General features: G+C 61.9%; 24 protein-coding genes. 23 read left to right on the plus strand and 1 reads right to left on the minus strand.

All coding sequences use genetic code 11. The features are described from left to right. Window positions 1-17 precede the first annotated feature (17 nt). The 10 genes from hemC (at window position 18) to CF68_RS05595 (ending at window position 10,062) form a co-directional block, all read left to right on the plus strand. Entirely contained in the window at window positions 18-1,031 is a 1,014-nt protein-coding gene (gene hemC, locus CF68_RS05550; RefSeq protein WP_035816613.1) for a hydroxymethylbilane synthase, read from the plus strand. 9 nt (window positions 1,032-1,040) lie between these two features. Beyond that, on the plus strand, window positions 1,041-3,161 hold the full coding sequence (gene hemDX / locus CF68_RS05555; protein WP_035816615.1) for a fused uroporphyrinogen-III synthase HemD/membrane protein HemX: 2,121 nt from the start codon (window positions 1,041-1,043) through the stop codon (window positions 3,159-3,161). A gap of 4 nt (window positions 3,162-3,165) precedes the next feature. Next, a complete protein-coding gene (locus tag CF68_RS05560; RefSeq protein WP_035816617.1) occupies window positions 3,166-4,356 on the plus strand; it encodes a heme biosynthesis protein HemY in 1,191 nt (396 codons plus the stop codon). 130 nt (window positions 4,357-4,486) lie between these two features. Then, window positions 4,487-5,194: a pseudouridine synthase gene (locus CF68_RS05565; RefSeq protein ID WP_035816619.1), complete on the plus strand. Its 708-nt coding sequence runs from the start codon at window positions 4,487-4,489 to the stop codon at window positions 5,192-5,194. A 102-nt stretch (window positions 5,195-5,296) separates the two neighbouring features. Continuing rightward, window positions 5,297-5,869, plus strand: coding sequence for a YqgE/AlgH family protein (locus tag CF68_RS05570; RefSeq protein WP_035816620.1), 573 nt, complete (start codon window positions 5,297-5,299; stop codon window positions 5,867-5,869). Beyond that, window positions 5,862-6,287, plus strand: coding sequence for a Holliday junction resolvase RuvX (ruvX, locus tag CF68_RS05575; RefSeq protein WP_013957752.1), 426 nt, complete (start codon window positions 5,862-5,864; stop codon window positions 6,285-6,287). Before CF68_RS05570 ends, ruvX begins: the two co-directional genes overlap by 8 nt. Next, window positions 6,284-6,820: a bifunctional pyr operon transcriptional regulator/uracil phosphoribosyltransferase PyrR gene (gene pyrR, locus CF68_RS05580; RefSeq protein WP_010813826.1), complete on the plus strand. Its 537-nt coding sequence runs from the start codon at window positions 6,284-6,286 to the stop codon at window positions 6,818-6,820. The genes ruvX and pyrR overlap by 4 nt, the downstream gene beginning before the upstream one ends. Window positions 6,821-6,911: 91 nt before the next feature. Then, window positions 6,912-7,886 carry an aspartate carbamoyltransferase catalytic subunit gene (locus tag CF68_RS05585; protein WP_013957750.1) on the plus strand — a complete coding sequence of 325 codons (975 nt, stop codon included), beginning with the start codon at window positions 6,912-6,914 and terminating at the stop codon, window positions 7,884-7,886. Between the two features lie 62 nt (window positions 7,887-7,948). Further along, window positions 7,949-9,232 carry a dihydroorotase gene (locus tag CF68_RS05590; RefSeq protein ID WP_035816621.1) on the plus strand — a complete coding sequence of 428 codons (1,284 nt, stop codon included), beginning with the start codon at window positions 7,949-7,951 and terminating at the stop codon, window positions 9,230-9,232. Beyond that, complete coding sequence (locus CF68_RS05595) at window positions 9,229-10,062, plus strand: 1-acyl-sn-glycerol-3-phosphate acyltransferase (protein ID WP_035816622.1); 834 nt, start codon at window positions 9,229-9,231, stop codon at window positions 10,060-10,062. The genes CF68_RS05590 and CF68_RS05595 overlap by 4 nt, the downstream gene beginning before the upstream one ends. 35 nt (window positions 10,063-10,097) lie before the next feature. Here the strand turns inward: CF68_RS05595 and CF68_RS05600 are convergent, their stop codons facing one another. Then, on the minus strand, window positions 10,098-10,946 hold the full coding sequence (locus CF68_RS05600; RefSeq protein WP_035816624.1) for a symmetrical bis(5'-nucleosyl)-tetraphosphatase: 849 nt from the start codon (window positions 10,944-10,946) through the stop codon (window positions 10,098-10,100). A 230-nt stretch (window positions 10,947-11,176) separates the two neighbouring features. Between CF68_RS05600 and rfbB the strand changes: the two genes are divergently transcribed. The 13 genes from rfbB (at window position 11,177) to CF68_RS05665 (ending at window position 25,388) form a co-directional block, all read left to right on the plus strand. Further along, window positions 11,177-12,241: a dTDP-glucose 4,6-dehydratase gene (gene rfbB, locus CF68_RS05605; protein WP_035816626.1), complete on the plus strand. Its 1,065-nt coding sequence runs from the start codon at window positions 11,177-11,179 to the stop codon at window positions 12,239-12,241. Further along, window positions 12,231-13,148, plus strand: a complete 918-nt coding sequence (gene rfbD / locus CF68_RS05610; RefSeq protein ID WP_035816627.1) for a dTDP-4-dehydrorhamnose reductase — start codon at window positions 12,231-12,233, stop codon at window positions 13,146-13,148. Before rfbB ends, rfbD begins: the two co-directional genes overlap by 11 nt. 8 nt (window positions 13,149-13,156) lie before the next feature. Beyond that, on the plus strand, window positions 13,157-14,035 hold the full coding sequence (gene rfbA / locus CF68_RS05615) for a glucose-1-phosphate thymidylyltransferase RfbA (RefSeq protein ID WP_035816629.1): 879 nt from the start codon (window positions 13,157-13,159) through the stop codon (window positions 14,033-14,035). After that, window positions 14,032-14,583 (plus strand): dTDP-4-dehydrorhamnose 3,5-epimerase, encoded by a 552-nt coding sequence (rfbC, locus tag CF68_RS05620; protein WP_035816630.1) that lies wholly within the window; start codon window positions 14,032-14,034, stop codon window positions 14,581-14,583. The genes rfbA and rfbC overlap by 4 nt, the downstream gene beginning before the upstream one ends. A 73-nt stretch (window positions 14,584-14,656) precedes the next feature. Continuing rightward, window positions 14,657-15,781 (plus strand): glycosyltransferase family 4 protein, encoded by a 1,125-nt coding sequence (locus CF68_RS05625; RefSeq protein WP_152548454.1) that lies wholly within the window; start codon window positions 14,657-14,659, stop codon window positions 15,779-15,781. A 166-nt stretch (window positions 15,782-15,947) separates the two neighbouring features. Next, complete coding sequence (locus CF68_RS05630) at window positions 15,948-17,363, plus strand: mannose-1-phosphate guanylyltransferase/mannose-6-phosphate isomerase (RefSeq protein ID WP_035816634.1); 1,416 nt, start codon at window positions 15,948-15,950, stop codon at window positions 17,361-17,363. A gap of 19 nt (window positions 17,364-17,382) precedes the next feature. Further along, on the plus strand, window positions 17,383-18,513 hold the full coding sequence (gmd, locus tag CF68_RS05635) for a GDP-mannose 4,6-dehydratase (RefSeq protein ID WP_051591414.1): 1,131 nt from the start codon (window positions 17,383-17,385) through the stop codon (window positions 18,511-18,513). Between the two features lie 2 nt (window positions 18,514-18,515). Next, complete coding sequence (locus CF68_RS05640) at window positions 18,516-19,445, plus strand: GDP-L-fucose synthase (RefSeq protein WP_084187087.1); 930 nt, start codon at window positions 18,516-18,518, stop codon at window positions 19,443-19,445. 3 nt (window positions 19,446-19,448) lie between these two features. Further along, complete coding sequence (locus tag CF68_RS05645; protein ID WP_035816638.1) at window positions 19,449-20,630, plus strand: DegT/DnrJ/EryC1/StrS aminotransferase family protein; 1,182 nt, start codon at window positions 19,449-19,451, stop codon at window positions 20,628-20,630. Then, window positions 20,630-21,496: an ABC transporter permease gene (locus CF68_RS05650; RefSeq protein ID WP_035816640.1), complete on the plus strand. Its 867-nt coding sequence runs from the start codon at window positions 20,630-20,632 to the stop codon at window positions 21,494-21,496. Before CF68_RS05645 ends, CF68_RS05650 begins: the two co-directional genes overlap by 1 nt. A gap of 3 nt (window positions 21,497-21,499) precedes the next feature. Beyond that, entirely contained in the window at window positions 21,500-22,783 is a 1,284-nt protein-coding gene (locus tag CF68_RS05655) for an ABC transporter ATP-binding protein (protein ID WP_051591415.1), read from the plus strand. Continuing rightward, window positions 22,780-24,525 (plus strand): FkbM family methyltransferase, encoded by a 1,746-nt coding sequence (locus tag CF68_RS37630; protein ID WP_035816642.1) that lies wholly within the window; start codon window positions 22,780-22,782, stop codon window positions 24,523-24,525. The genes CF68_RS05655 and CF68_RS37630 overlap by 4 nt, the downstream gene beginning before the upstream one ends. Next, window positions 24,522-25,388, plus strand: a complete 867-nt coding sequence (locus tag CF68_RS05665) for an alpha-1,2-fucosyltransferase (protein ID WP_035816644.1) — start codon at window positions 24,522-24,524, stop codon at window positions 25,386-25,388. The genes CF68_RS37630 and CF68_RS05665 overlap by 4 nt, the downstream gene beginning before the upstream one ends. Window positions 25,389-25,451: the final 63 nt, after the last annotated feature.

The raw sequence follows: 25,451 nt of genomic DNA on the forward strand, positions 1-25,451 counted from the left end.
CGTGCTACCATTGACGCATGTCGTCTGCCACCCTGTCTTCCGCTACCGCTGTCGTGTCTCGCAATCTTCCGCAAAAGCTCGTCATTGCCTCCCGAGAGAGCCGTCTGGCCCTGTGGCAGGCAGAACATGTGCGTGCTGCATTGCAACAATACTATCCCGCGTGCGACGTGTCCATTCTTGGCATGACCACGCGCGGAGACCAGATTCTAGACCGTACGCTGTCCAAAGTCGGCGGCAAGGGTTTGTTTGTCAAAGAACTGGAGTTCGCGATGGACGAACGCCGGGCGGACCTGGCGGTGCATTCGCTCAAGGATGTGCCGATGGAGTTGCCCGAAGGCTTCGCCCTGACCGCGGTGATGGAACGCGAGGATCCACGCGACGCGCTGGTGTCTTCCGCCTACGCCTCGCTGGACGAGATGCCGGCCGGAACCGTGGTCGGCACCTCCAGCCTGCGCCGTGAAGCCGCGCTGCGCAGCCGCTACCCGCAACTGGTGATCAAGCCGCTGCGCGGCAACCTGGACACGCGGCTGGGCAAGCTCGACCGCGGCGAATACGGTGCCATCATCCTGGCCGCCGCCGGCCTCAAGCGCCTGGGCCTGGGCGAGCGCATCCGCGCGCTGATCCCGATCGAGGTGTCGCTGCCGGCCGCAGGCCAGGGCGCCCTCGGCATCGAGATCCCGGCCAACCGCCCCGAGTTGGCGCAATGGCTGGCGACCCTGAACCACCAGCCGACGGCGCTGGCCGTGAGCGCCGAGCGCGCCGTGTCGCGCATGCTGGGCGGCTCGTGCCAGGTGCCGCTGGCCGCCCATGCGCGCTGGGAAGGCGATCAGCTGAAGCTGGACGCCTTTGTCGCCTTGCCCGATGGCACGCGCGCCATCCGCGCTGCCGCGTCCGGACCGGCTGCTGACCTGGCCGCCGCCGAAGCGCTGGGCCAGGCCTGCGCGCGCGACCTGCTGGCGCAGGGTGCCGAAGCCATCCTCGCGGCACTGGCCGATTCTGGCGATCCCGCCGGCTCCCAAGCTCCTGCCTGAGGCTGCCCCATGCCCAGCCCGACCGTCGTTGTCACACGACCCGCCGGGCAGTCCCGGCAACTGACCGAGGCGCTGCAGGCCGCGGGCCTGGACGTACTCAGCTTTCCCTTGCTGGCCATCGGCCCGGCCGCTGACGACGCGCCGCTGCGCGCGGCACTGGCGCGGCTGGACACCTTTGCGCTGGTGGTCTTTGTCAGTCCCAATGCCATTACCTACGCGCTCGACGCGCTGGCCGGCGTGCAGGGCGCGTCCGTGGCCCAATGGCCGGCGCAGGTGCCGGTGGCGGTGGTCGGGCCGGCCAGCGTCGCCGCCCTGGCCGAGCGCGGCATCACGCCGCCCGCGTGCCGGGTGATTGCGCCCGCGGGCGCTGCCGCGAACGGGCAGGGCGCCGATGACGCCGCGCCGGAGGCCGAAGCACTGCGCTTTGATTCCGAGGCCCTGTGGGCCCGGCTTGATCCCGCCGCGCTGGCGGGCAAGCCGGTCCTGATCATCCGCGGCAACGGCGGGCGCGACTGGCTGGGCGACCGCCTGCGCGAGGCCGGTGCCCAGGTCGAGGCCGTCGAGGCCTACCAGCGCACGCTGCCCGAACCCAGCGCCATGCAGTGGCAGGCCGTGCGCGACAACCTGCGTCCCGGCGCGGCGCCGCATGCGTGGCTCCTAACCAGTTCTGAAGCGGTGCGCAACCTTGACGCGCTGGCACGCCAGCATCTGTCGCCTGAGGAAGACGCTACCCTGCGGCAGGTGCAGTGCATCGCGCCGCATGCGAGAATCGCCGAACAGGCGCTGGCGCTGGGCTTCCCCCATATCCTGCGTGCCGCTCCGGGCGATGCCGGCCTGCTGGCGGCGTGCCTGCAGTGGGCCGATGCCCATGCCGGTCCGGCGCCGGCAAGCATGGCCAGCGCGGCAACCGAAGCCAGCCCGCCCAGCGCCAAAGCCGAAGCGCCGCCGGCCCCTGTGCCGGACGCAGCAGTTCCCGCAACGTCAACGAAGGTCGAACGCGTGACGCAAGAAACCACGTCCTCCTCCGCTACGCCGCCGCCCACGGCGGCCTCCGCAGCATCGGCGCAAGCCGCGCCCGCGCCGGGTCCCGCTACCCCCGCTGCTCCCAGTGCAGCCTCACGGCGGTCCGCTGCGTTGTGGGCGCTGGTCGCCGTGCTGGTGGTGGCAACGGCTGGCGGCTTCTGGTGGCTGCAGCAGCGCGTTGACCACCTCACCGGCGAGTTGGCGCGCCGCCAGCAAAGCAACGATGCGCTGGTGCAGGAGTCGCGCGTGCTGACCCGCAACGCGCAGGACACGGTCAAGGAACTGCAGGCCAAGGTCGGTGCGCTGGAAAACCAGGTCGGCGAGACCCGCGACAAGCAGGTGGCGCTGGAACAGGTCTACCAGGACCTGATGCGCAACCGCGACGACTGGGAAATCGCCGAGATCCAGCAGTTGCTGACCAGTGCCGGCCAGCAACTGCAGCTGACCGGCAACGTGCAGGTGGCGCTGGCCGCGCTGCAAAGCGCCGACGCCCGCCTGGCGCGCGCCGACAAGCCGCAATACAACCTGCTGCGCCGCGCGATCGCGCGCGACGTCGCGCGCATGAAGGCGGTGCCCGACACCGACCTGACCGGCGCCGCAATCAAGCTGGACGAGGCCATCAACCAGGTCGACTCACTGCCGCTGCTGTCCAGCGAACGCATGCTGGAGCGCAGCGAGGCCGACGCCCGCAAGGGCGCCGCGGCCAACGGTGCCAGCGCGCCCGCCGCCGCCAACGGCGCGGGCCCGGGCTGGTTCACGCGCCTGTGGGATTACCTGCGCGAAGAGCTGGCGCAGGTGGTCCGCATCCGCAAGGTCGACGACGCCGAGGCGCTGCTGCTGTCTGGCGACCAGGGCTGGTTCCTGCGCGAGAACGTCAAGCTGCGCCTGCTTAATGCGCGCCTGGCACTTCTGTCGCGCAACGAACCCGTGTTCCGCAACGACCTGGCCGCCGCGCAGGCGATGATCAGCCGCTATTTCGATACCAAGTCGCGCCGGGTGCAGGGGGTGCTGACGCTGCTGCGGCAGGCGCAGGCCGGTGCGGTCACGGTGCAGCTGCCGACCATGGCCGAGAGCCTGGGCGCGCTGCATGCCCTGAAGAAGGAGTAAGCCCATGCGCCTTCTGTTCTGGGTTGCGGTCCTGTTTGGCGGCGCCGTCGGGCTGGCCCTGTTCACGCAGTTCAACCACAGCAATGTGGTGCTGTTCTATCCGCCGTATCGCGTCGAGCTGTCGCTGAACCTGGCGCTGGCCTTGCTGCTGTTGCTGTTCTTCGTGGTGTGGACGGTGATGTCCACCGTCCGCCATCTGGCCGACATGCCACGCCGTGCCGCCGCCTACCGCGAGCGCAGCCGCATGAGCAAGGCACAGGCGGCGCTGCGCGAGTCGATCGAAAACCTGTTTGCCGGCCGCTTCGCCCGCGCCGAGCGCGCCGCGCGCGAGGCGCAGTCCTGGGACGACCAGGCTCAGACCGCCGCGCTGATCGGCGCCCGCGCCGCGCACCGGATGCAGGAAGCCGAGCGGCGCGACGCCTGGATGTCGCAGGTCACCGACCCCGAGCGCGAGCAGGCACGGCTGGTGTCGATGGCCGAGTTGCTGGTCGATGCCCGTGACGCCGACGGCGCGCTGGAAACCATCGCCCAGCTGCAATCGCAGGGCGCGCGCCAGATTCACGTGCAGCGCATCGCGCTGCGCGCGCACCAGCACCTGAAGAACTGGACCGAGGTGCTGCGTCTGGCGCGCTCGCTGGAAAAGCGCAACGCGCTGCATCCGGTGCTGGCGCTGCGGCTCAAGCAGATGGCCGTCGAAGCCATGCTGGACGAGCGCCGCCACGACGCCGACGCGCTGTCTGAGTTCTGGCGCTCGCTGTCCGCCGACGAGCGCCGCGCCACCCGCATCGCCGAGCCCGCCGCACGCTACTTCGCTGCGCTGGGCCGGCAGAACGAGGCCCGCCGCATCATCGAAGACGCGCTCAAGGTCAACTGGGACAGCCGCCTGGTGCTGCGCTATGCAGATTGCGCCGTTCCCGGCCACGCGCTGCCGCAGATCCAGCAGGCCGAGAAATGGCTGGCGGCGCATCCCGCCGACGCCGACCTCTACTACACGCTGGGCGTGCTATGCCTGGGCGAGAAGCTGTGGGGCAAGGCCCAGTCCAGCTTCGAGCGCGCGCTCAAATATGCCGAGCCCGACCAGCAGCGCCGCCTGCGCGTGCGCACGCACCTGGCGCTGGCTCGACTCTTCGAGGAAACCGAGCGCTTCGACGACGCGCAGCGGCATTATCGCGAAAGCGCGATGCTGGCGGCCTGAGGGTTTCCGGCGCTCGCGAACTCCCCAACCCTCTCCCGCATGCGGGAGAGGGAGCACACAATCGGTTGCCCAGAGCTCCGTGGCGCTTGTCATCCCGAGCCATCAACCATCCTTACGTACTTTCCATTCCATGACACTCGACCGCATCCTCCAATCCCAGGGCTTTGGCACGCGCCGGTACTGCGGCGACCTGATCGCCGCCGGGCTGGTCGAAGTCAACGGCGAACTGTGCGAAGACCCGCGCGCGCAGTTTGAAGTCGACGGCCTGCGGCTCACCGTAGACGGCGAAGAATGGCTGGCCTGCACCAAGGCCTACCTGATGCTGAACAAGCCCACCGGCTACGAGTGCTCGCAGCGCCCGCGCCATCATCCCAGCGTCTACAACCTGCTGCCGGTGCCGCTGCGCCAGCGCGAGGTGCAGGCCGTGGGGCGGCTGGACCACGACACCACCGGGCTGCTGCTGCTGACCGACGATGGCCAGTTCATCCACGCCCAGACCTCGCCCAAGCGCAAGGTGCCCAAGATCTATGAAGTGACGACCGCCGAGCCGGTCACGCCGGAGCAGGCCGAAGCGCTGTGCAGTGGCGTGCAGCTGCTCGACGAACCGGCGCCGATCGCTGCAGAAGCGTGTGAGATCACCGGCGAACGCAGTCTGCGGCTGACACTGGTGCAAGGCAAGTATCATCAGGTCAAGCGCATGGTGGCGGCGGCCGGCAACCATGTCAGCGCGCTGCATCGCAGCGCCATTGGCGGCCTGCAGCTCGATCCGGCCCTGGCCGAAGGCGAGTGGCGCTGGCTGACGGCGCAAGAGCTGGCCGCGCTGACCAGCAAGGATTGAGCCAAACGGCAGCTCCAGAGCGTGGCCGGGCGCTCATTGCTGCACTGCAACGCCCGCCAATCTTTTCCGGAAGACCCCCGGCGATTTGATAAAATGCAAGGCATGGCGAAGCCCGAAGCACCTATCAATCTGACCAATCAGTTCCTGATTGCCATGCCTGGCATGGCCGATCCGACTTTTTCGGGTTCCGTCGTCTATATCTGCGAACACAATGACCGTGGCGCGCTCGGGCTGGTGATCAACCGGCCCATCGACATCGACATGGCCACGCTGTTCGACAAGATCGACCTCAAGCTTGAAATCCAGCCAGTCGCGCACCAGCCGGTCTACTTCGGCGGCCCGGTGCAGACCGAGCGCGGTTTCGTGCTGCACGACCCGGTGGGCGTCTATGTGTCGTCGCTGGCCGTGCCGGGCGGACTGGAGATGACCACCTCCAAGGACGTGCTCGAGGCCGTGGCCAACGGCAGCGGCCCGCACCGCTTCCTGCTGACGCTGGGTTACTCCGGCTGGGGTGCCGGCCAACTGGAGGAAGAGCTCAGCCGCAACGGCTGGCTGACGGTCCAGGCCGACCCCGAGATCATCTTCAGCGTACCGCCCGACGAGCGCTTCGCCGCCGCCATCCGGCTGCTGGGCATCGACTTCACCATGCTGTCCGGCGAGGCCGGGCATGCCTGATGCCGTGGGGCGTGAACTGCCCCGCGACGGCACGGTCCTGGCATTCGACTACGGCGAAAAAAAGATCGGCGTCGCGCTGGGCAACTTCATCACGCGCGAGGCGCGTGCGCTGACCATCCTCCCCAATATCACCGTGGAAGGCCGCTTTGAGGCCGTGGCGGCGCTCATCCAGGAGTGGAACCCGGTGCAGCTGATCGTCGGCATGCCGGTCAATCCCGAAGGGGGCGAGCAGCCCTCGATGAAGCTGGCGCGGCGTTTCGGCAACCAGCTCAACGGCCGCTTCGACCTGCCGGTGGAGTGGGTGGACGAGCGCTATACCTCGCGCGCCGCGTCGATGGCCGGCGCCCGCCGCGGCGAGCTCGATGCCGAGGCCGCCCGCATCATCCTGCAACAGTATTTCGACCAGTTCCCGCTATGACGCAGATTTCCGTTCCCGACGCCGAGTCGCTGTACCGCAAGCTGCTGGACCAGGCCCAGGCGTTGATCCCCGAGGCCGAGCGCGCGCGCTGGTCGGTGGCCGGCATCTACTCAGGCGGCGCGTGGATCGCCGCGCGGCTGGCTGCCGACCTGAAGCTGCCCGAGCATGGCGTGATCAACGTTGCCTTCCATCGCGACGACTATGCCAAGAAGGGCCTGCACAGCCAGGCCCAGCCGACCACGCTGCCGTTTTCGGTGGATGACCGCAACATCCTGCTGATCGACGATGTGCTGGCCACGGGCCGCACCATCCGTGCCGCCGTCAACGAGCTGTTCGACTACGGCCGTCCCGCGCGCGTGGCGCTGGGCGTGCTGGTCGACCGCGGCGGGCGCCAGCTGCCGATTGCCGCCGACCTGACTGCCGCCGAGATGGCGCTGCCGCCCGGCACCACGCTGGTGCTGTCGCGCCAGGGCGAGGGCGCTGGCGCACAATTCGCCTTTGCGACCGAACCTACCGATTCCGCCACCGGCTGAACCCGCCCGAATGCCCCAGGCGCGCCGTGCGCGCCTGACCCCCAGCTCCGAGACCAGACCACCCCCGTTTTTTGCCCGCGCCCGACCAGCCATGACCAAGACGTTCCGCAACCCGCAGCTCACCAAGAACGGCGAACTGAAGCACCTGCTGTCGATCGAGGGGTTGTCGCGTGACATGATCACGCACATCCTCGACACCGCCAGCCAGTTCGTATCGCTGTCCGACTCAGACCGCGATGTCAAGAAGGTGCCGCTGCTGCGCGGCAAGAGCGTGTTCAACCTGTTCTTCGAGAACTCCACCCGCACCCGCACCACCTTCGAGATCGCCGCCAAGCGGCTGTCGGCGGACGTGCTGAACCTGAACATCAACGCCTCGTCGACCAGCAAGGGCGAGTCGCTGCTGGACACCATCAACAACCTGTCGGCCATGTCCGCCGACATGTTCGTGGTGCGCCATGCCAGCTCGGGCGCACCTTACCTGATCGCCGAGCACGTCGCGCCGCACGTGCACGTGATCAACGCCGGCGACGGCCGCCACGCGCACCCGACGCAAGGCCTGCTGGACATGTACACAATCCGGCACTTCAAGAAGGACTTCACCAACCTGACGGTGGCCATCGTCGGCGACATCCTGCACTCGCGCGTGGCACGCTCCGACATCCACGCGCTGACTACGCTGGGCGTGCCCGAAGTGCGCGCCATCGGCCCGCGCACGCTGCTGCCGTCGGGGCTGGAGCAGATGGGTGTGCGCGTCTTCCACAACATGGAAGAGGGCCTGAAGGGCGTGGACGTGGTCATCATGCTGCGGCTGCAGAACGAGCGCATGAGCGGCGCGCTGCTGCCGTCGGCGCAGGAATACTTCAAGGCCTACGGCCTCACGCCGGAGCGCCTGGCACTAGCCAATCGCGACGCCATCGTGATGCACCCGGGCCCGATGAACCGCGGCGTCGAGATCGACTCCGCCGTGGCCGACGGCCCGCAGTCCGTGATCCTGAACCAGGTGACCTTCGGCATCGCCGTGCGCATGGCGGTGATGGGCATCGTGGCGGGAAATAGCGACGAATGACGCAGTCGAGTGACACGAGCCAGAACACACCGAAACAGCCAAGCGACACGACAAGCCAAGCTATGAAGATTCACATCAAGGGCGGCCGCCTGATCGATCCGGCCAGCCACACCGACGCCGCGCAGGACCTCTACATCGCCGCCGGCAAGATCGTCGGCGTGGGCAGCGCCCCGGCGGACTTCACCGCCAACAAGACCATCGATGCCAGCGGCCTGATCGTGTGCCCCGGCCTGGTCGACCTCTCCGCGCGCCTGCGCGAGCCCGGCTACGAATACAAGGCCACGCTCGAATCCGAAGTGGCCGCCGCCACCGCCGGCGGCGTGACCAGCCTGGTCTGCCCGCCCGATACCGATCCGGTGCTCGACGAACCGGGCCTGGTGGAAATGCTGAAATTCCGCGCCCGCACCCTGAACCAGACCCACGTGTACCCGCTGGGCGCGCTGACGCTGGGGCTGAAGGGCGAGACCCTGACCGAGATGAGCCAGCTGACCGAGGCCGGCTGCGTCGGCTTCAGCCAGGCCGAGGCCCCGGTGCGCAACACCCAGGTGCTGCTGCGCTCCCTGCAATACGCCCAGACCTTCGGCTTCACCGTCTGGCTGCGCCCGGAAGACCCGTTCCTGGGCGGCGGCGTCGCCGCCAGCGGCGCGGTGGCATCGCGCCTGGGCCTGTCCGGCGTGTCAGTCATTGCCGAAACCGTGCGCCTGCACACCATCTTCGAACTGATGCGCAGCACCGGCGCGCGCGTGCACCTGTGCCGGCTGTCGTCCGCCGCCGGGCTGGAACTGGTGCGCCAGGCCAAGCGCGAAGGCCTGAATGTGACCTGCGACGTCAATATCCACCACGTCTCGCTGACCGACATGGATATCGGCTACTTCAACTCGCAGATGCGCTTCTCGCCGCCGCTGCGCAGCCCGCGCGACCGCGACGCCATCGTCGCCGCACTGGCCGACGGCACCATCGACGCCCTCTGCTCGGACCACACGCCAGTGGACGACGACGAGAAACTGCTGCCGTTCGCCGAGGCATCGCCGGGCGCAACCGGCCTGGAACTGCTGCTGCCGCTGACCCTGCGCTGGGCCACCGAGCACAAGGTCCCGCTGGCCCAGGCACTGGCCCGCATCACCGCCGAGCCCGCACGCGTGATCGGCCTGAAGGCCGGCACCCTGGGAGTAGGCAGCGCCGCCGACGTGTGCGTGTTCGACCCCAAGCAGGTCTGGAAGGTCGACCGCCGCTCCATCAAGAGCCAGGGCAAGAACTCGCCGTGGCTCGGCTACGAGATGGAAGGCAAGGTCCGCATGACCCTGGTCGGCGGGCAAGTCGTCTACGGAAACCACGCCCACGCATGATCTGGCTGCGCAAGACCGCGCTGGTGCTGCACCTGCTGCGCGGGCTGGTGACCTGCGCGCTGCTGTTCCCGTGGCTGGGCGTGCGCACGCGCGAGTGGCATATCCGCCGCTGGTCGCGGCGGTTGCTGCGGATTTGCGGGGTGGAGGTCGAGGTGGTGGACGCCACCGGTGCAGCGTCGCACGGCGCCGGCCGCCAGGGTGCGATGGTGGTTTCCAACCACATTTCGTGGCTGGATATCTACGTCATCCACAGTTGGCAGCCGGTGCGCTTCGTCGCCAAGTCGGAGATACGCGACTGGCCGCTGATCGGCTGGCTGTGCGGCAAGACGGGAACGATCTTCATCGAACGAGCGCGCAAACGCGATGCCCACCGCGTGCTGCACGACATCACGGACGTGATGCTGCAGGGCGACCTGGTCGGCGTGTTCCCGGAAGGCACCACGACCGACGGCGCCGAGGTGCTGCCATTCCACGCCAACCTGATGCAGGCGCCGATTTCTGGCGGGTTGCCAGTTCAGCCCCTGGGGCTGAACTACCTCGATGCCGCTACGGGTCAACCAACGCTTGCCGCCGCCTACATCGGCGAGACCACGTTGCTGCAGTCACTGGAAGCGGTCTTGCGAGCACCCCGGATCAAGGCCCGGCTGGTGATCGGGCCCGCGCTGGTGTCGGCCTCGGGTGACCGTCGCGAGCTTGCGAATTCCGCCAAGGAGGTGGTCGCCCACCTCAGCCAGGGCGCGCCGGAACACGCTGCCGCTGCGGCCCGACGGCTGAATCATCCCGTCGAGTCCGGCAGCGTGCCGCAGCCAACCTCCGTTGCCATCAGCTAGCCGTCCTGTCGTCCCCGCCAACGCGGGATTGCCAGTCAGGCGAGCGGGTCACAATATTGCGGGCATTCAACCTGAACGACGGTCCGTTCGGCAGGATCCTGTGCCATCCGGGCCGCCGTCAGCTTGCCACCCCAGACGCAGCCCGTATCCAGCGCCATCAGGTTCGGCCGCATGACCAGGCCCAGCGTCGACCAATGGCCGCATACCACCGTCACATCCTCGGTACGCCGCCCAGGCACGTCGAACCATGGCATGAACCCGTCCGGCGCCTTGCCCAGGCCTTCCTTGGTCTTGAAGTCCATCACGCCATCGACAGTGCAGTAGCGCAGCCGGGTGAGGGCATTGACCACCACGCGGTGGCGTTCGATGCCGCGCAGGCCATCGTGCCAGCGGTTGGCGGCGTTGCCGAAGATGTCGGCGAGGAAGCCTTGCCAGTTGTGGCCTTGGAGTTGTTCTTCGACTTCGCGGGCGAGGTCGATGACTTGGGTGGCGGTCCATTGGGGGAGGACGCCGGCGTGGACCAGGAGGAAGTTGTTTTCCAGCAGGGCTAGGGGGCGGTGGCGGAGCCAGGTGAGTAGGTCCTCACAATCGGGGGCGGTTAGGATGTCGTCTAGGGTGTCGGATTTGCCTTTTTTGCGGACGCCGGCCGCGACGGCGAGGAGGTGGATGTCGTGGTTACCGAGGACGGTTTCGGTGTGGCAGTCCATGGCGCGAATGGCGCGGAGGGTTTGGAGGGAGGCTGGCCCGCGGTTGACCAGGTCGCCAACGAAGCGGAGGGGGGGGGCCGTGGGCAATTGGTCCAGCAGGGCGATCAAGGAAGCGGCGCAGCCTTGGAGATCGCCGATGGCATGGAGTGTCGAAAAATGCACTTTAACGTTGACCATCAAGAGAAGGAAAAACTATTTCGCTTCTATTTGTAGTTTTGTGACCGATATACCGTGGCATGGTTACATGAGGCTACAAAAAGAGAGGGAGGGGATGTAGGTTAGGGCATTCCGTCGGATAGAATACCGCCACTTCTGCAGGCACTTAACGCCCCGCCGTCCAGGAAGAGGACAAGGTGGGCGCTCGGCTTTTGTCGGGCCATCGAAACATATCGAGGCAAGGAGCAGTTTTGTCGCATATTTTGGTCACAGGGGGCGCTGGGTTTATTGGCGCAAATTTCGTTCTGGCTTGGTTGAGCGACAAGTCCGCCGACGGCATTGTCAATGTCGACAAACTGACGTATGCAGGCAACCGCAAAACGCTGGCAGCGGTGGAAGGCGATAGCCGCTACGTCTTCTCCCATACCGATATTTGTGACCAACCGGCTCTCGACGCACTCTTTGCTGCTTACAAGCCTCGCGCCGTCGTACATTTCGCCGCGGAAAGCCACGTCGATCGCTCCATCCATGGCCCTGCTGAGTTCATTCAAACCAATATCGTCGGGACTTTCACGCTACTCGAAGCGGCCCGCGCATATTGGGGTGTCTTGAGCGAGACAGACAAAGCCGCGTTCCGCTTCCTTCACGTGTCCACCGATGAGGTTTTTGGCTCGCTTGGGCCGGCCGATCCCCAGTTTTCCGAATCCACCCCATACGCTCCCAACAGTCCCTACTCAGCTTCAAAGGCCGCCTCGGACCATCTGGTTCGCTCCTATCACCATACCTACGGCTTGCCGGTCCTGACGACGAACTGTTCGAACAACTACGGACCCTACCATTTTCCCGAGAAGCTGATCCCGCTCATGATTGCTAACGCCTTGGGTGGCAAGGACTTGCCGATCTACGGTGATGGTCTCAATGTGCGTGATTGGCTGTACGTTGGGGACCATTGTTCGGCGATCCGCGAAGTGTTGGCACGAGGACGTCTAGGCGAAACCTATAACGTTGGCGGTTGGAACGAGAAGACCAATCTCGAAGTCGTGCACACACTGTGTGACCTGCTTGACGAATTGCATCCCAAAGCCACCGGTTCGTACCGCGACCAGATTGCCTTTGTGAAAGACCGACCCGGCCACGACCGCCGCTATGCCATTGATGCACGCAAGCTTGAGCGTGAACTCGGCTGGAAGCCAGCAGAGACTTTCGAGACTGGGCTGCGCAAGACCGTGCAGTGGTACCTTAGCAACCAGGCGTGGGTGCAGGACGTCATGTCGGGTGAGTACCGGAACTGGGTGGCGAAGCAATATGTTGCATAAGGCGTCACGCATTCCCACCGTGCTCGTAACAGGAAGCAACGGCCAGGTTGGGTTCGAACTCCGTCGCAGCTTGGTGCCGCTCGGGCGGGTGGTGGCGCTTGATCGCAAGGCCTGTGATCTGACCAACATCGATGTCCTCCGCGATGTGGTGCGCAGTGTCCGCCCTGACGTGATCGTCAACCCGGCCGCCTATACCGCGGTGGACAAGGCGGAGACCGAGACTGAGCTGGCTTTCGCCATCAACGGCACCGCTCCCGGCGTGCTGGCCGAAGAGGCGCGCGCGCTGGGCAGCCTGCTCGTGCACTATTCGACGGACTATGTGTTCGCCGGCACCGGCGATAAGCCCTACGTCGAAAGCGACGCGGTAGGGCCGCTTTCGGTCTACGGCAAGAGCAAGCTGGCCGGCGAGCAGGCCATCGCGGAAGCGGGGGGAGCCGCCATCGTCTTGCGGACCTGCTGGGTCGCGGGTGCGCATGGCGGCAATTTCGCCAAGACGATGCTCAAGCTGGGCCGCGAACGCGACAGCCTGCGCGTGATCGCGGACCAGTTCGGCGCGCCGACCACGGCTTCCCTGATAGCCGACGTGACCGCGCATATCATTGACCGTGCTTGGCTGCATGGCGACCGGATGGAGTTTCCGGGTGGCGTCTACCATCTGGCCGCAGCGGGCGAGGCATCGTGGCATGGGTATGCCACGGAAGTCCTGCGCTATGCGGCTAGCAAGGGCGTTGAGCTCAAGGTCGATCCAGAGGCCATCGAGCCCATTCCCGCCACGGCCTACCCACTACCTGCACCGCGGCCGTCCAACTCGCGGTTGAGCACGCGCAAGCTGCGCGAGACCTTTGATATCAATCTGCCGGCGTGGCAGCAGGGCATGCACTACCTGCTGGACCAGCTGCTTCCCTGAACGACAATATGCGCAAAGGCATCATTCTGGCCGGAGGATCCGGCACGCGGCTATATCCGATTACGCGGTCGGTGTCGAAGCAGCTCATGCCCGTCTACGACAAGCCGATGATCTACTACCCGCTTTCGACGCTGATGCTGGCGGGGATTCGGGACATCCTGGTGATCTCTACGCCGGAAGACATTACGCGTTTTTCAGACATGCTGGGCGACGGCAGCAACTGGGGCATCAATTTGCAGTACGCGGTCCAGCCCTCGCCGGATGGGCTGGCTCAGGCGTTCATCATCGGACGCGAGTTCATCGGTAACGATCCCTCGACACTGATCCTGGGAGACAACATCTTCCACGGCCACGATCTTGTTGCACAACTCGCTCGCACGGCCACTGTCGACGATGGCGCCACGGTATTCGCATACCATGTGCACGATCCCGAGCGTTACGGGGTTGTCGAGTTCAATGACCGGTTCCGTGCGATCTCCCTTGAGGAAAAGCCTGCGAGACCGCGCTCGAACTACGCCGTGACAGGGCTCTATTTCTACGACAAGCAGGTGTGTGATATCGCTTCCGCAGTCCGTCCGTCTCCTCGCGGCGAGCTTGAGATTACAGACGTCAACAAGCGGTATCTGGAAATGGGCAAGTTGAATGTCGAGATCATGGGTCGAGGCTATGCGTGGCTCGATACTGGCACGCACGATTCGCTTCTGGAGGCTGCGACCTTCATCGCCACCCTGCAGAACCGACAGGGCTTGATGGTGGCCTGTCCCGAAGAAATCGCATACAGAAACAAGTGGATTTGTGCGGAGCAGGTCGCTGCGCTGGCGCGTCCGTTGTCAAAGAGCGGTTATGGCAAGTACCTCATGCAAGTCATTTCAGAGTCCGTCAAATGAACCTGACCGTAACCCAAACGGCATTGCCTGAGGTGCTCGTTCTAGAACCGAGAGTATTCGGAGACGATCGCGGCTTCTTCTTCGAAAGCTTCAATTCACGTGTCTTCGAGCAGGCTACCGGCGTGAAGCGGGAATTCGTGCAGGACAACCATTCGCGTTCTGTGCGGAATGTGTTGCGCGGTTTGCACTATCAGATCCAGCACCCGCAGGGTAAGCTCGTGAGGGCATTGCGGGGAGAAATCTTCGACGTAGCTGTTGACTTGCGCCGTTCATCACCGAATTTCGGCAAATGGGTCGGCGTTTTTCTTTCCTCGGATAACAAGCGGCAGTTATGGGTGCCGGAGGGCTTCGCGCACGGTTTCCTCGTCGTCTCGGAAGAGGCAGAGGTTCTATATAAAGCGACCGACTACTGGTATCCCGAACACGAACGGGCGGTGGTATGGAATGACGCCGAGATCGGTATCTCGTGGCCGTTGTCTGAGACACCCGTGCTAGCGTCTAAGGACGCTTTGGCAGAGTCGCTGTTGCACGCTGAGCTTCCGCTTTGAGTCATGGTGCGAACATGAATATCCGGAATGATTCTCCGCCCCGTCATCGCCCTTCACCGTTGGAGTGAATTGCATGGCAGCGCGTGAAAAGATCCTTTTTTGCGGGAACTCGGCATGGGCCATGTACCAATTCCGCCGTGGGGTCATGGAAGCTTTGATTGCGGACGGCTATGAAGTGCACGTTGTCGCGCCAGCGGACGGCAATTCTTCTGCCTTGGAGGGACTTGGTTGTATTTTTCACGCTGTACCCATGTCACCGCAAGGCCATAATCCTCTAGAAGATTTGCGGCTTGTCCTGGTACTGAGTGCTCTGTACCGGCGCGTCGGTCCCAAAGTGATTTTTCATTACACGATCAAGCCCAATATCTACGGATCGGTCGCTGCGTGGCTGGCCAGGGCGGAGTCCATTGCGATCACTACCGGGCTGGGCTATGTGTTTCTTAATGTCGGTCTGGTGTCACGGGTTAGTAAACTCCTGTATCGAATAGCGTTCCGATTCCCGCAGGCGGTCTGGTTTCTCAATCATGAAGACCGGGGCGCGTTCGTTTCCAGGAAGCTTGTGGACTCATCGAAGTGCGTCGTGTTGCCAGGGGAGGGCATAGACCTGACCTATTTCCGGCAGCTTTCGGATATCAAGCCCGGGCCATCGGAGTGTTTCACTTTTCTGCTGATTGCACGAATGTTGTGGGACAAGGGTATCGGCGAGTACGTCGATGCAGCTCGACAACTCGGGGGGCGATATAGAAATGTGCGTTTCCTTTTGCTTGGGCCGGGCGGTTCCGCGAATCCTAGCGCCATTCCAATCGAACAGATTTACCGTTGGCAAGAGGATGGGGTAGTTGAATATCTGGGCGAAGCGGCAGATGTGCGGCCCGCCATAGCAGCCGCAGACTGCATTGTGTTGCCATCCTATCGTGAGGGTGTACCCCGTGTTCTGCTCGAGGCCGCAGCCATGGAGCGGCCGGTGATAGCGACCGATGTTCCCGGTTGCAAGGACATCGTTGATCACGGCGTAAATGGTTACCTGTGTGCGGAACGCAACGCGGCTGACCTGACATCAAAAATGGAAGCGATGCTCCAGCTAGGCGCGTCAGCGCGACGAGAGATGGGGCGTGCCGGCCGAGCAAAGGTGCAGCGCGAGTTCGATGAGAAAAAGGTGGTTGCCCATTACCGTAGTGTGATTCAGGCATTTGCCTGAGTCGGGCGAGCTGGCGAAGGAAGTGCTGCAGCTGACGGAAGTGCAGACATGGATGATGGGTGTTGGTGGAATTGGCGCGAATCGATGGGATTGCGAATGTTAAAATCGATGTTAGCCGTCGTTATTCGGCAAGATTTTTGATTTATATACGGACTTGGTGATTTCAATGACGTTTATTCCCGTTATTCTGTCGGGTGGGGCTGGGACAAGGCTATGGCCGGTGTCTCGGGAGTTCCATCCCAAGCCGTTCATCCGTCTGCCGGATTCACAGAGTCTGTTGCAGAAGGCGTTTCTGCGTGCGGCTGCACTGCCCGATGTTGCCGAAATCCTTACGGTCACAAACAGGGAATTGTTCTTCAAGACGGAAGATGAGTATCGTGAGATTAACCACTCCCGAATGGCCACATCTTTCATTCTTGAGCCCTTCGGGCGTAATACATCGGCGGCTGTTGTAGCTGCTGCGCTGCATGTATCGAAGACTTACGGTAACGACGCGACCTTGCTGATTCTGGCCGCGGATCACTTGATATCCGATCATGCGGCCTTCGCGGACGCTGTGGGCAAGGCAAGGGATTTGGCTGAGAAGGGCTATCTCGTTACTCTGGGGATCCGTCCGGATGCGCCCGAAACGGGGTACGGGTACATTGAGGCGAGCGGCACGCAAGTCAATCGTTTTGTCGAGAAGCCGTCGGCACAAAAGGCTGCCGAATATCTTGCGGCGGGCAACTATCTTTGGAATTCTGGGATTTTCTGTTTTAGGGCAGGCACTGTTCTATCACAGTTCGAAGAGCATGCTGGCAATATTCTCAATGCTGTGAAGGAGTGCTTCGACGAGTCACGAGTTGTGACGGCCGATGGCTTTTCCCAGACCGATCTTGAGGCAAGTCGGTTCGAAGGAGTGCCAAGTATCTCGATCGACTATGCGCTGATGGAGAAGTCCAATCAGCTTGCCGTTGTGCCTTGTGACATCGGTTGGAGTGATGTGGGCTCCTGGAATGCTATCGGTGCGCTTGCCGGGGCCGATGGCAATGGCAACTGTATTGAGGGTGAGGCACTGCTGCACGATAGCAAGAATTGCTACGTACGCGGTGAGGATCGCATGGTTGGTATGGTGGGTGTCAGCGATCTCGTCGTGATCGATACGGCCGATGCGCTTCTCGTTGCTCACAAGGAGCGAACCCAGGAGGTCAAGGAGATTGTCCGCCAACTGAGCGAGCGCGGGCACGAATCCAGCAAGATCCACCGAATGGTGCATAGGCCTTGGGGCACATATACCGTCCTAGGCGGCGGCGAACGATTCAAGATCAAACGCATCGAGGTCAAGCCGGGCGCATCGTTGTCGCTGCAGATGCATTACCACCGCAGCGAACACTGGATCGTGGTCAACGGCATGGCTAAGGTGATCAACGGCGAAACCGAAACGCTGGTGAACACCAATGAATCGACATATATCCCGGCCGGAAATCGTCACCGGCTGGAAAACCCCGGAAAGCTGCCTTTGGTCATGATCGAGGTGCAGTGCGGGGACTATCTCGCGGAAGACGATATCGTCCGCTTTGAAGACACTTACGGCCGGGTTTAAGAAAGGACACGTGGCATCTATGAGCAAAGTCGCACTCATTACGGGCATCACTGGACAGGATGGTGCTTATTTGGCCGAATTTCTGCTTGCCAAGGGCTACCAGGTCCATGGAATCAAACGCAGAACTTCGCTCTTTAACACCGATCGCATCGATCACCTCTTCCATGATCCGCATTCGGGCGGCCCTAACTTGGAACTGCACCATGGGGACCTGACGGACTCGAGCAGCTTGCTGCGGATCATCGCCAAGGTTCAACCGACGGAAATCTACAATCTGGCAGCCCAAAGCCATGTTCAGGTGTCGTTTGAAGAGCCCGAGTACACCGCAAATTCCGACGGCATCGGCGCTCTGCGCTTGCTGGAGGCGATTCGGATTCTCGGTCTTGAAAAGACCGCGCGCTTCTATCAGGCATCGACATCCGAACTGTACGGCTTGGTGCAAGAAGTGCCACAAAAAGAAACGACGCCTTTCTATCCGCGCAGTCCTTATGCCGTAGCAAAGCTCTATGCATACTGGATCACGGTTAACTACCGTGAATCGTATGGGCTCTATGCTTGCAACGGGATTCTCTTCAATCATGAGAGTCCGATCCGCGGGGAGACGTTCGTTACTCGCAAGATCACCCGCGGTCTTGCGCGCATTGCGCTCGGCATGCAGGATTGCTTGTACCTCGGCAACATGAACGCTCTGCGCGACTGGGGTCATGCACGCGATTACGTGACGATGCAATGGCTCATGCTGCAGCAGGAGCAGCCCGAGGATTTCGTTATTGCCACAGGCGAACAGCACAGTGTCCGGGAGTTTGTTGATCTTTCGGCGCGTGAGCTTGGTATCACCCTGCGATGGCAAGGCGAAGGTGTCGATGAGGTGGCTATCGTGGACAAGGTCGAAAACGAAGAATACGCCAGTCACGTGGCTCCGGGATCCACGATCGTACGGGTGGATCCACGATATTTCCGTCCTGCTGAAGTGGAAACGCTGCTTGGCGATGCGACCAGGGCGCGCGAAAAGCTTGGCTGGACGCCGGAGACGTCATTTGCCGAGCTTGTGGCGGAAATGGCTCAGGCCGATGCGGCGCTTGCCGCCCGTGAGAAGGCCGTACTCGGTCGCGGGTTGAAGGTCTTCCGGCCGGACCTTGGGGAGAAGTAATCGTGCCTCAGGGTCCCATTCTTGTCACAGGTGGAACTGGCATGGTCGGGCGAAACCTGCTCGATTTGGCCAAGCTCCGTAATGTCGATATCGTGGCGCCGTCCAGTCGGGAATTGGATCTGCGGAATTTCGATGCGGTACGCGGCGTCCTGCGTGACCTTCGACCGTCGTGTATTGTGCACGCGGCCGGCCGGGTTGGCGGAATCCAGGCAAATATTCGTGAGCCGGTAGCGTTTCTCGTGGAGAACTGGGACATGGGCAAGAACCTGCTCATGGCCGCTCGTGATGCCGGGGTTGCACGTGTGCTTAATCTTGGCAGCTCTTGCATGTATCCACGGAACAGTCCCAATGCACTGCGCGAAGAGGAAGTTCTGACAGGACAGCTCGAGCCGACCAACGAAGGGTATGCACTGGCGAAATGTGCAGTGGCGCGCTTGTGCGATTACATCAGCCGGGAAAGTCGGGAGTGCCAGTACAAGACGCTGATTCCATGCAATTTGTACGGCAAGTACGACAAGTTTGATCCGCAGCATTCGCATCTGGTGCCAGCCATCATTCACAAACTGCACGAGGCGAAGTCTTCGGGCCGCGACGCAGTGGACGTCTGGGGCGATGGGACCGCTCGGCGAGAGTTTCTGTACGCGGGCGATCTGGCGGATGCCATCTTCACCTTTATCGACCGCTTCGACAGCCTTCCAGGAGTGCTGAATATCGGACTGGGTCGGGACTACGAAGTCAATGAGTACTACCAGGCCGCAGCAGAAGTGGTTGGCTATATGGGACGCTTCGAGCATGACTTGTCGAAGCCGGTTGGCATGAGCCGGAAGCTGGTTGACACCAGTCGTGCCAGCCAGCTGGGCTGGGCTGCCCAGACGTCGCTGGTTGAAGGGCTGCGTGCTACATATGACTATTATTTGAATCACTTGGGGTAATGGATGCCGTACTCGCTTGCTAGTACTACGTGGGGCCAGGAAGAGCTCGATGCAATGCAACGCGTCATCGAGTCGGGCATGTTTACGATGGGTAAGCATGTTGCTGAGTTTGAGCGGGTGTTTGCCGAAAGCGTTGGCAGCCGCTATAGCGTAATGGTGAACTCCGGATCCTCCGCCAACCTCGTGATGGTCGGCGCGCTGCTATTCCGGAAAAGCAATCCGCTGCAGGCTGGCGATGAAGTCATCGTGCCGGCAGTGTCGTGGAGTACGACGTACCATCCGCTGCAGCAGTATGGATTGCGAGTCCGGTTCGTCGATATTGACCGCGAGACGCTTAACTATGACCTCGATGCGCTAGCCGGCGCGATCACCCCGCAAACGCGAGCGATCATGGTCGTCAACCTGCTGGGTAATCCGAACGACTTCGCTCGCATCCGTCAGATCGTCGGCGATCGCAATATTGACGTCATTGAAGACAATTGTGAGTCGCTGGGTGCAACGTTCGAAGGGCGCCAAACCGGGACGTTCGGACTGATGGGTACTTACTCATCGTTCTTCAGTCACCACATCTCGACCATGGAAGGTGGCGTGGTCGTGACCGACGACGAAGAGCTGTATCACATCCTCTTGGCACTGCGCGCCCATGGCTGGACGCGCAACCTGCCCAAGCACAATCACGTTTGCGGAACCAAGAGTGATAATCCGTTCGAGGAATCGTTCCGGTTCGTGCTGCCTGGGTACAACGTGCGTCCGCTGGAACTGAGCGGTGCCATCGGCATTCCTCAGATGCGCAAGCTGCCTGGCATGGTGGAACAGCGTCGCCGAAATGCATCGAAGTTTCAGGCGCTGATGTCGCGCGTGCAGCACTTGCGCACTCAGCGCGAGATTGGCAACAGCAGCTGGTTCGGCTTCAGCCTCATTGTCGAACCCGATGCGCCGTTCACACGCGCCGACCTGATCGCGGCGTTTGCGAAGCACCAGATCGATGTGCGTCCTATCGTTGCCGGCAATTTCGCTAAGAACGAAGTGCTGAAGTGGTATGACTATTCCATTCACGGTAGCCTAACCAACGCGGAAGAGATCGATGTCTCGGGTTGCTTCATCGGGAATCACCACTATCCGCTGGACGACGAATTCAAACTTCTCGAGCAAGCCTTGGCCGAACTGCCGGGCGCAATAGTGTGATGCAGAAAGCCCTGAACGTCCCCGAGCGCAAGGTGTCTGCGGAGCCGAAGCCAGAGACCCTGATTACGCCGCAACCTGATTCAAGTCACTACTGGCGCGACCTGTGGCGCTTTCGTGAGTTGCTGATGTTGCTCGTGTGGCGGGACGTGCTGGTGCGATACAAGCAGACCGCCATGGGAATGAGCTGGGCCGTCCTCCGCCCGCTCACGACCATGCTCGTCTTCACACTTGTCTTCGGCAAGCTTGCCAAGTTGCCGTCGAACGACGCACCGTATGCGTTGCTGGTGTTTGCGGGAATGCTGCCATGGCAGTTCTTCTCCGCGACCTTCTCTGATGCAGGCAACAGTGTTGTGGGCAATGGCCACATCATCTCGAAGGTGTATTTCCCACGGCTGATCGTGCCGCTCAGTGCACTGTTCGTTGGAGTCGTCGATTTCGTCATCGCTGGCGTCGTGTATCTCGGCCTGTCGATGGTCTACCTTCATATTCCGAGCTGGCAGATCATTTTTTTGCCGCTCTTCGTCATCTTGCTGTGCTCGTTCGTACTTGCATGCAGCCTCTGGGTGGCGTCGCTCAACGTCTCGTACCGGGATTTTCGCTTTCTGGTTCCGGTTGCCATTCAGTTGGGTGCCTATCTGTCGCCTGTCGGCTTTGCAAGCTCGATCGTTCCAGAGAAGTGGCGGCTGCTTTATTCGCTAAATCCGATGGTAGGCATCATCGACGGTTTCCGCTGGTGTCTGCTAGGCGGACAGAATCCTTTGCACTGGGACGCCCTCGCAATTTCCGTCGGCATCACGATCGTGCTTCTCATCCCGGGAATCCGGTTCTTCCGGCGTACTGAAAGCGGCTTCGCCGATCTGATGTAAATCATGAGCAAAGCAATCGTTGTAGAAGATCTTTCGAAGAGCTATTTGCTCAAGCATCGCACCGCGCAGGCCCAGGCGTCGACGCAGAAATCGTTGCGCGATGCGATCGGTTCCGGGCTGGGTGCCATGCTGCGTGGTGGCCGGAAGCGTAACGCTGCGGCCGGCGTTGAAGTCGAGACAGAAGAAGTCTTCTGGGCATTGCGCGACATTAACTTCGAGGTGGAAGAGGGCGAACGCGTTGCCATCATCGGTAGGAACGGTGCCGGCAAATCCACGCTGTTGAAGATTCTTTCGCGTGTGGTCAGCCCGACGTCCGGCAGTGTGCGGATTCGCGGCCGGTTGAGCAGCCTGCTCGAAGTTGGTACGGGTTTCCATCCAGAGTTGACCGGGCGTGAGAACGTCTTTCTCAATGGCGCGCTTCTGGGCATGAGCCAGGCCGAAGTGCGTCGCAAGTTCGATGAGATTATCAACTTCGCAGAGATCGAGCGATTCCTCGACACACCCGTCAAGCGCTATTCCAGCGGCATGTACGTGCGCCTCGCTTTTGCAGTATCGGCATTTCTGGAACCGGACATCATCGTCCTGGACGAAGTACTGGCCGTTGGCGACGCTGCATTCCAGAAGAAGTGTCAAGCCAAGATGCGCCAGTTGGCGGCAGAAGGGCGTACCGTGCTGTTCGTCAGCCACAGCATGGGGGCGGTCAAAGAGATGTGCGACACCGCGCTGATCCTTGAGGGAGGCCGCGTGAACAACGGGAAGGTGTCCGTTGATGAAGCGGTGCTGTCCTACATGCGGCGATCTGTGAATACCGAATGCGCGAACCTGCCGTTCCACACAGAGGATGTCGATTGCCTGAATGTCCTGATCCTTCAGGACGAAGTGCCGGTCACTGCGTGTGATGGCAGCAAGCCAATTGATGTGCAGATCGAGTTCCGTGTGCATCGGCCTCTTCAGGCGTTTCGGATGGGGTTCTATCTCAAGACGGTGCTTGGCGAAATGATTGCGCGCTCGCTCGCGGCAGACTGGAATCCGGACATGGAAACCGTCCTGCCCGGCGATTATGTCCTGCATGCGCGATTGCCCGCCGATTTCCTGGTGGCGGGCAGCTATGTCGTGGAAATCCACTCCAGCCAGTTTGGCGTTTGCGACTATTTTGACAGCATGCTCTCCTTTCCAATCACTGTTCGCCGTTCGCCGGGGTATAACGTGCAGCATGCCGCCGAACAGCCGTTCGGTTATGTGCATCTCAATCCGGGTTGGCGCTTGGAATCCTTGTCTCTCGCATGATCGACGTCAAACTGTCAACGTGCGCACCTGCCTGGCCATGGATGCGTCAGTTCCCAGGCCACGTGCCGACTTGGGGGCCCTTCCGATTCCACATCGACAGTAATATCTCGAACTGCGATGCCTGGGTGGTATTCGAATCGCTCGCCGCGCGGGAGCAAGTCAACTGCCCGCACGAACGAACCATATTCGTGACGGGCGAACCGGACTCCCTTGGCCACTATGACGCCGGTTTTCTGTCGCAGTTCCACACTGTCGTCAGCGGGCGCCATGACATTGATCATCCCCGCATCTTCCGGATGCAACAGGCACATCCCTGGTTCGTCGAACGATCCATGGACGAGTTGCTTGCAATGGCGCCGGTGGCAAAGCAGGAAGAGATCTGCGTTATCTCGTCGGACAAGGCGTTCAGCGAAGGCCATCGGAAGCGGCTGGAGTTCGTTCAGGCGTTGTCCGGGGCATTGGGAGACCGCCTGCATGTATATGGGCGCGGCATTCGTAGTTTCGACTCGAAGTGGGATCTGCTGTCCCGCTACCGATATGCGGTGGTGTTGGAGAACCACGAAAGCGAAGATTTCCTGACCGAAAAGCTCCCCGATGCGTGGCTCGCATGGTGCTATCCGTTCTATGCAGGCTGTACGAATGTCGGACGTTATCACGCGGACGATACGTGGACGCGGATTGCGATGGAAGAACCACAACGCGCTGCTCGGACTATTGCCGGTTGTCTCGATGACCCGAAGCATTACCCTTCGCACCTCGAGGCCATTGCGCGCGCACGGACGCAGTATCTGTGGAATACGCAGTTCTTTCCAAATCTCGCTATCGTCCTGCAGCACCTGATTGCCACCACGTCCCAGAGCGAGCGTGTGCAGAAGACCATGATCCCGATGAACGAGATGGTGGAACGCGCGGCCAGGGAAGCAGCAGAAATCGCCAACACCGCGGTACGTGGCGATTCGTCATCGCCGCAGCAATTGCCAGAAATCAAGAACGGAAAGTCTGTGAACAAGCTATTGGTACGGGTTCTCAGGTCCGCGGGCTACCGCCTGCAGTATGCAGCCGATGCGATGGATCCACCTCCGCCGCCTCCCCCGCCGCCACCGCCACCGCCTCCCCCGCCGCCGCCTTCATTGAAGGAGCTTTCGTACCGGAAATGGGTGGCGGCCGATGGCGACCGTACTCTGCGCGTCGATTACCCATTGACGTCCCAATCGATCGTGTTCGATGTCGGTGGGTTCGAAGGACAATGGGCGAGCGACATCTACGCACGGTATCGCTGCCACATTCACATTTTCGAACCGGTACCATCGTATGTGGAGCAGATCGCGCGTCGTTTCGAGCAGAACGACGCGATCCGTCTCCATGCGGTGGGCCTTGGTGGCTGTGCGGGCACGTTCCAGATCTCGATTGCCGGTGATGCATCGTCCATGCAGTTGCAGGGCGAAGACATAGTGGAAATTGGCGTCGTCACGCCCGAGCAGGTGTTTTCAGCCGAGGATGTTTCGCAAGTTGACTTGATGAAGGTGAATATCGAGGGCGCCGAGTACGACCTGCTCGATCACCTGATCGACACGGGCCTTATACGGAAAATCCACCGACTTCAGGTTCAGTTTCACGATTTCGTGCCTGACGCGGAAGCACGGATGGCGGCGATCCAGCAACGGCTTGCTGTAACGCATCGCGTGACATATCAATTCCCTTTCATTTGGGAAAACTGGGTAAGCAAGGAGTTGGAGGAATGATCGTCACGCGAGTGATCGGTGGTCTTGGAAACCAGATGTTCCAGTACGCGGCGGGCCGGGCACTGGCGCGGCGGCTTGGGGTGCCGTTGAAGATCGACAGCAGTGGCTTCGCCGACTATCCCTTGCACAACTACGGGCTGCACCATTTTGCATTGAAGGCCGTGCAGGCCGGAGACCGCGAGATACCCAGCGGGCGCGCTGAGAATCGGTGGGCCAAGGCATTGCGACGCTTTGGCCTGGGTACCGAATTGCGCGTGTTTCGCGAACGCGGTTTCGCTGTGGATCCTGAGGTCATGAAGCTGCCTGACGGTACGTACCTCGACGGGTACTGGCAAAGCGAGAGCTATTTCGCGGAAATGACACAGGAATTGCGCCGCGATTTTCAGATTGCCACCCCGCCCACTTCGGAAAATGCCGAATGGCTGGCACGTATCGGCGGCGACGAGGGCGCAGTTTCCATTCACGTCCGCCGTGGTGATTATGTGACCAATGCATCGGCCAATGCCGTGCATGGAACATGTTCCCTGGACTACTACATGCGGGCTGCCAGGTATGTAGCGGAAAACATCGGTGTGAAACCGACGTTCTATGTTTTCTCCGACGACCCGGACTGGGTTGCGGAGAACCTTCATCTCGGACACGAGACGCGGTATGTCCGCCACAACGACTCCGCCCGGAACTATGAGGATTTGCGGCTGATGTCAGCCTGCCGTCACCACATCATTGCCAACAGCACTTTCAGCTGGTGGGGAGCGTGGCTGAATGCGTCAGAGAAGAAGGTAGTGATTGCGCCAGCGCAGTGGTTTCGCGATGAGAAGTTCGATACGAGAGATCTGCTGCCGCCGACGTGGACAAAGCTCTGAAACGGACTTGATCGAACGCATCGGCAATGTATCGTTGCAGTGAAATTAGTCTTTAGAGATCAA

Source organism: Cupriavidus sp. SK-4 (genome assembly GCF_000611125.1).
Classification (GTDB): Bacteria; Pseudomonadota; Gammaproteobacteria; order Burkholderiales; family Burkholderiaceae; genus Cupriavidus; species Cupriavidus necator.

Bases quoted from the DNA above. Each gene is read 5' to 3' on its own strand.
- rfbD (WP_035816627.1), top strand. From the start codon at position 12,231: ATGTTGCATAAGGCGTCACGCATTCCCACCGTGCTCGTAACAGGAAGC.
- CF68_RS05625 (WP_152548454.1), top strand. From the start codon at position 14,657: ATGGCAGCGCGTGAAAAGATCCTTTTTTGCGGGAACTCGGCATGGGCC.
- CF68_RS05570 (WP_035816620.1), top strand. From the start codon at position 5,297: ATGGCGAAGCCCGAAGCACCTATCAATCTGACCAATCAGTTCCTGATT.
- pyrR (WP_010813826.1), top strand. From the start codon at position 6,284: ATGACGCAGATTTCCGTTCCCGACGCCGAGTCGCTGTACCGCAAGCTG.
- CF68_RS37630 (WP_035816642.1), top strand. From the start codon at position 22,780: ATGATCGACGTCAAACTGTCAACGTGCGCACCTGCCTGGCCATGGATG.
- gmd (WP_051591414.1), top strand. From the start codon at position 17,383: ATGAGCAAAGTCGCACTCATTACGGGCATCACTGGACAGGATGGTGCT.
- CF68_RS05595 (WP_035816622.1), top strand. From the start codon at position 9,229: ATGATCTGGCTGCGCAAGACCGCGCTGGTGCTGCACCTGCTGCGCGGG.
- CF68_RS05600 (WP_035816624.1), bottom strand. From the start codon at position 10,946: ATGGTCAACGTTAAAGTGCATTTTTCGACACTCCATGCCATCGGCGAT.
- CF68_RS05645 (WP_035816638.1), top strand. From the start codon at position 19,449: ATGCCGTACTCGCTTGCTAGTACTACGTGGGGCCAGGAAGAGCTCGAT.
- rfbC (WP_035816630.1), top strand. From the start codon at position 14,032: ATGAACCTGACCGTAACCCAAACGGCATTGCCTGAGGTGCTCGTTCTA.
- CF68_RS05565 (WP_035816619.1), top strand. From the start codon at position 4,487: ATGACACTCGACCGCATCCTCCAATCCCAGGGCTTTGGCACGCGCCGG.
- hemDX (WP_035816615.1), top strand. From the start codon at position 1,041: ATGCCCAGCCCGACCGTCGTTGTCACACGACCCGCCGGGCAGTCCCGG.
- CF68_RS05630 (WP_035816634.1), top strand. From the start codon at position 15,948: ATGACGTTTATTCCCGTTATTCTGTCGGGTGGGGCTGGGACAAGGCTA.
- hemC (WP_035816613.1), top strand. From the start codon at position 18: ATGTCGTCTGCCACCCTGTCTTCCGCTACCGCTGTCGTGTCTCGCAAT.
- CF68_RS05590 (WP_035816621.1), top strand. From the start codon at position 7,949: ATGAAGATTCACATCAAGGGCGGCCGCCTGATCGATCCGGCCAGCCAC.
- rfbA (WP_035816629.1), top strand. From the start codon at position 13,157: ATGCGCAAAGGCATCATTCTGGCCGGAGGATCCGGCACGCGGCTATAT.
- CF68_RS05655 (WP_051591415.1), top strand. From the start codon at position 21,500: ATGAGCAAAGCAATCGTTGTAGAAGATCTTTCGAAGAGCTATTTGCTC.
- CF68_RS05560 (WP_035816617.1), top strand. From the start codon at position 3,166: ATGCGCCTTCTGTTCTGGGTTGCGGTCCTGTTTGGCGGCGCCGTCGGG.
- ruvX (WP_013957752.1), top strand. From the start codon at position 5,862: ATGCCTGATGCCGTGGGGCGTGAACTGCCCCGCGACGGCACGGTCCTG.
- CF68_RS05650 (WP_035816640.1), top strand. From the start codon at position 20,630: ATGCAGAAAGCCCTGAACGTCCCCGAGCGCAAGGTGTCTGCGGAGCCG.
- CF68_RS05665 (WP_035816644.1), top strand. From the start codon at position 24,522: ATGATCGTCACGCGAGTGATCGGTGGTCTTGGAAACCAGATGTTCCAG.
- CF68_RS05585 (WP_013957750.1), top strand. From the start codon at position 6,912: ATGACCAAGACGTTCCGCAACCCGCAGCTCACCAAGAACGGCGAACTG.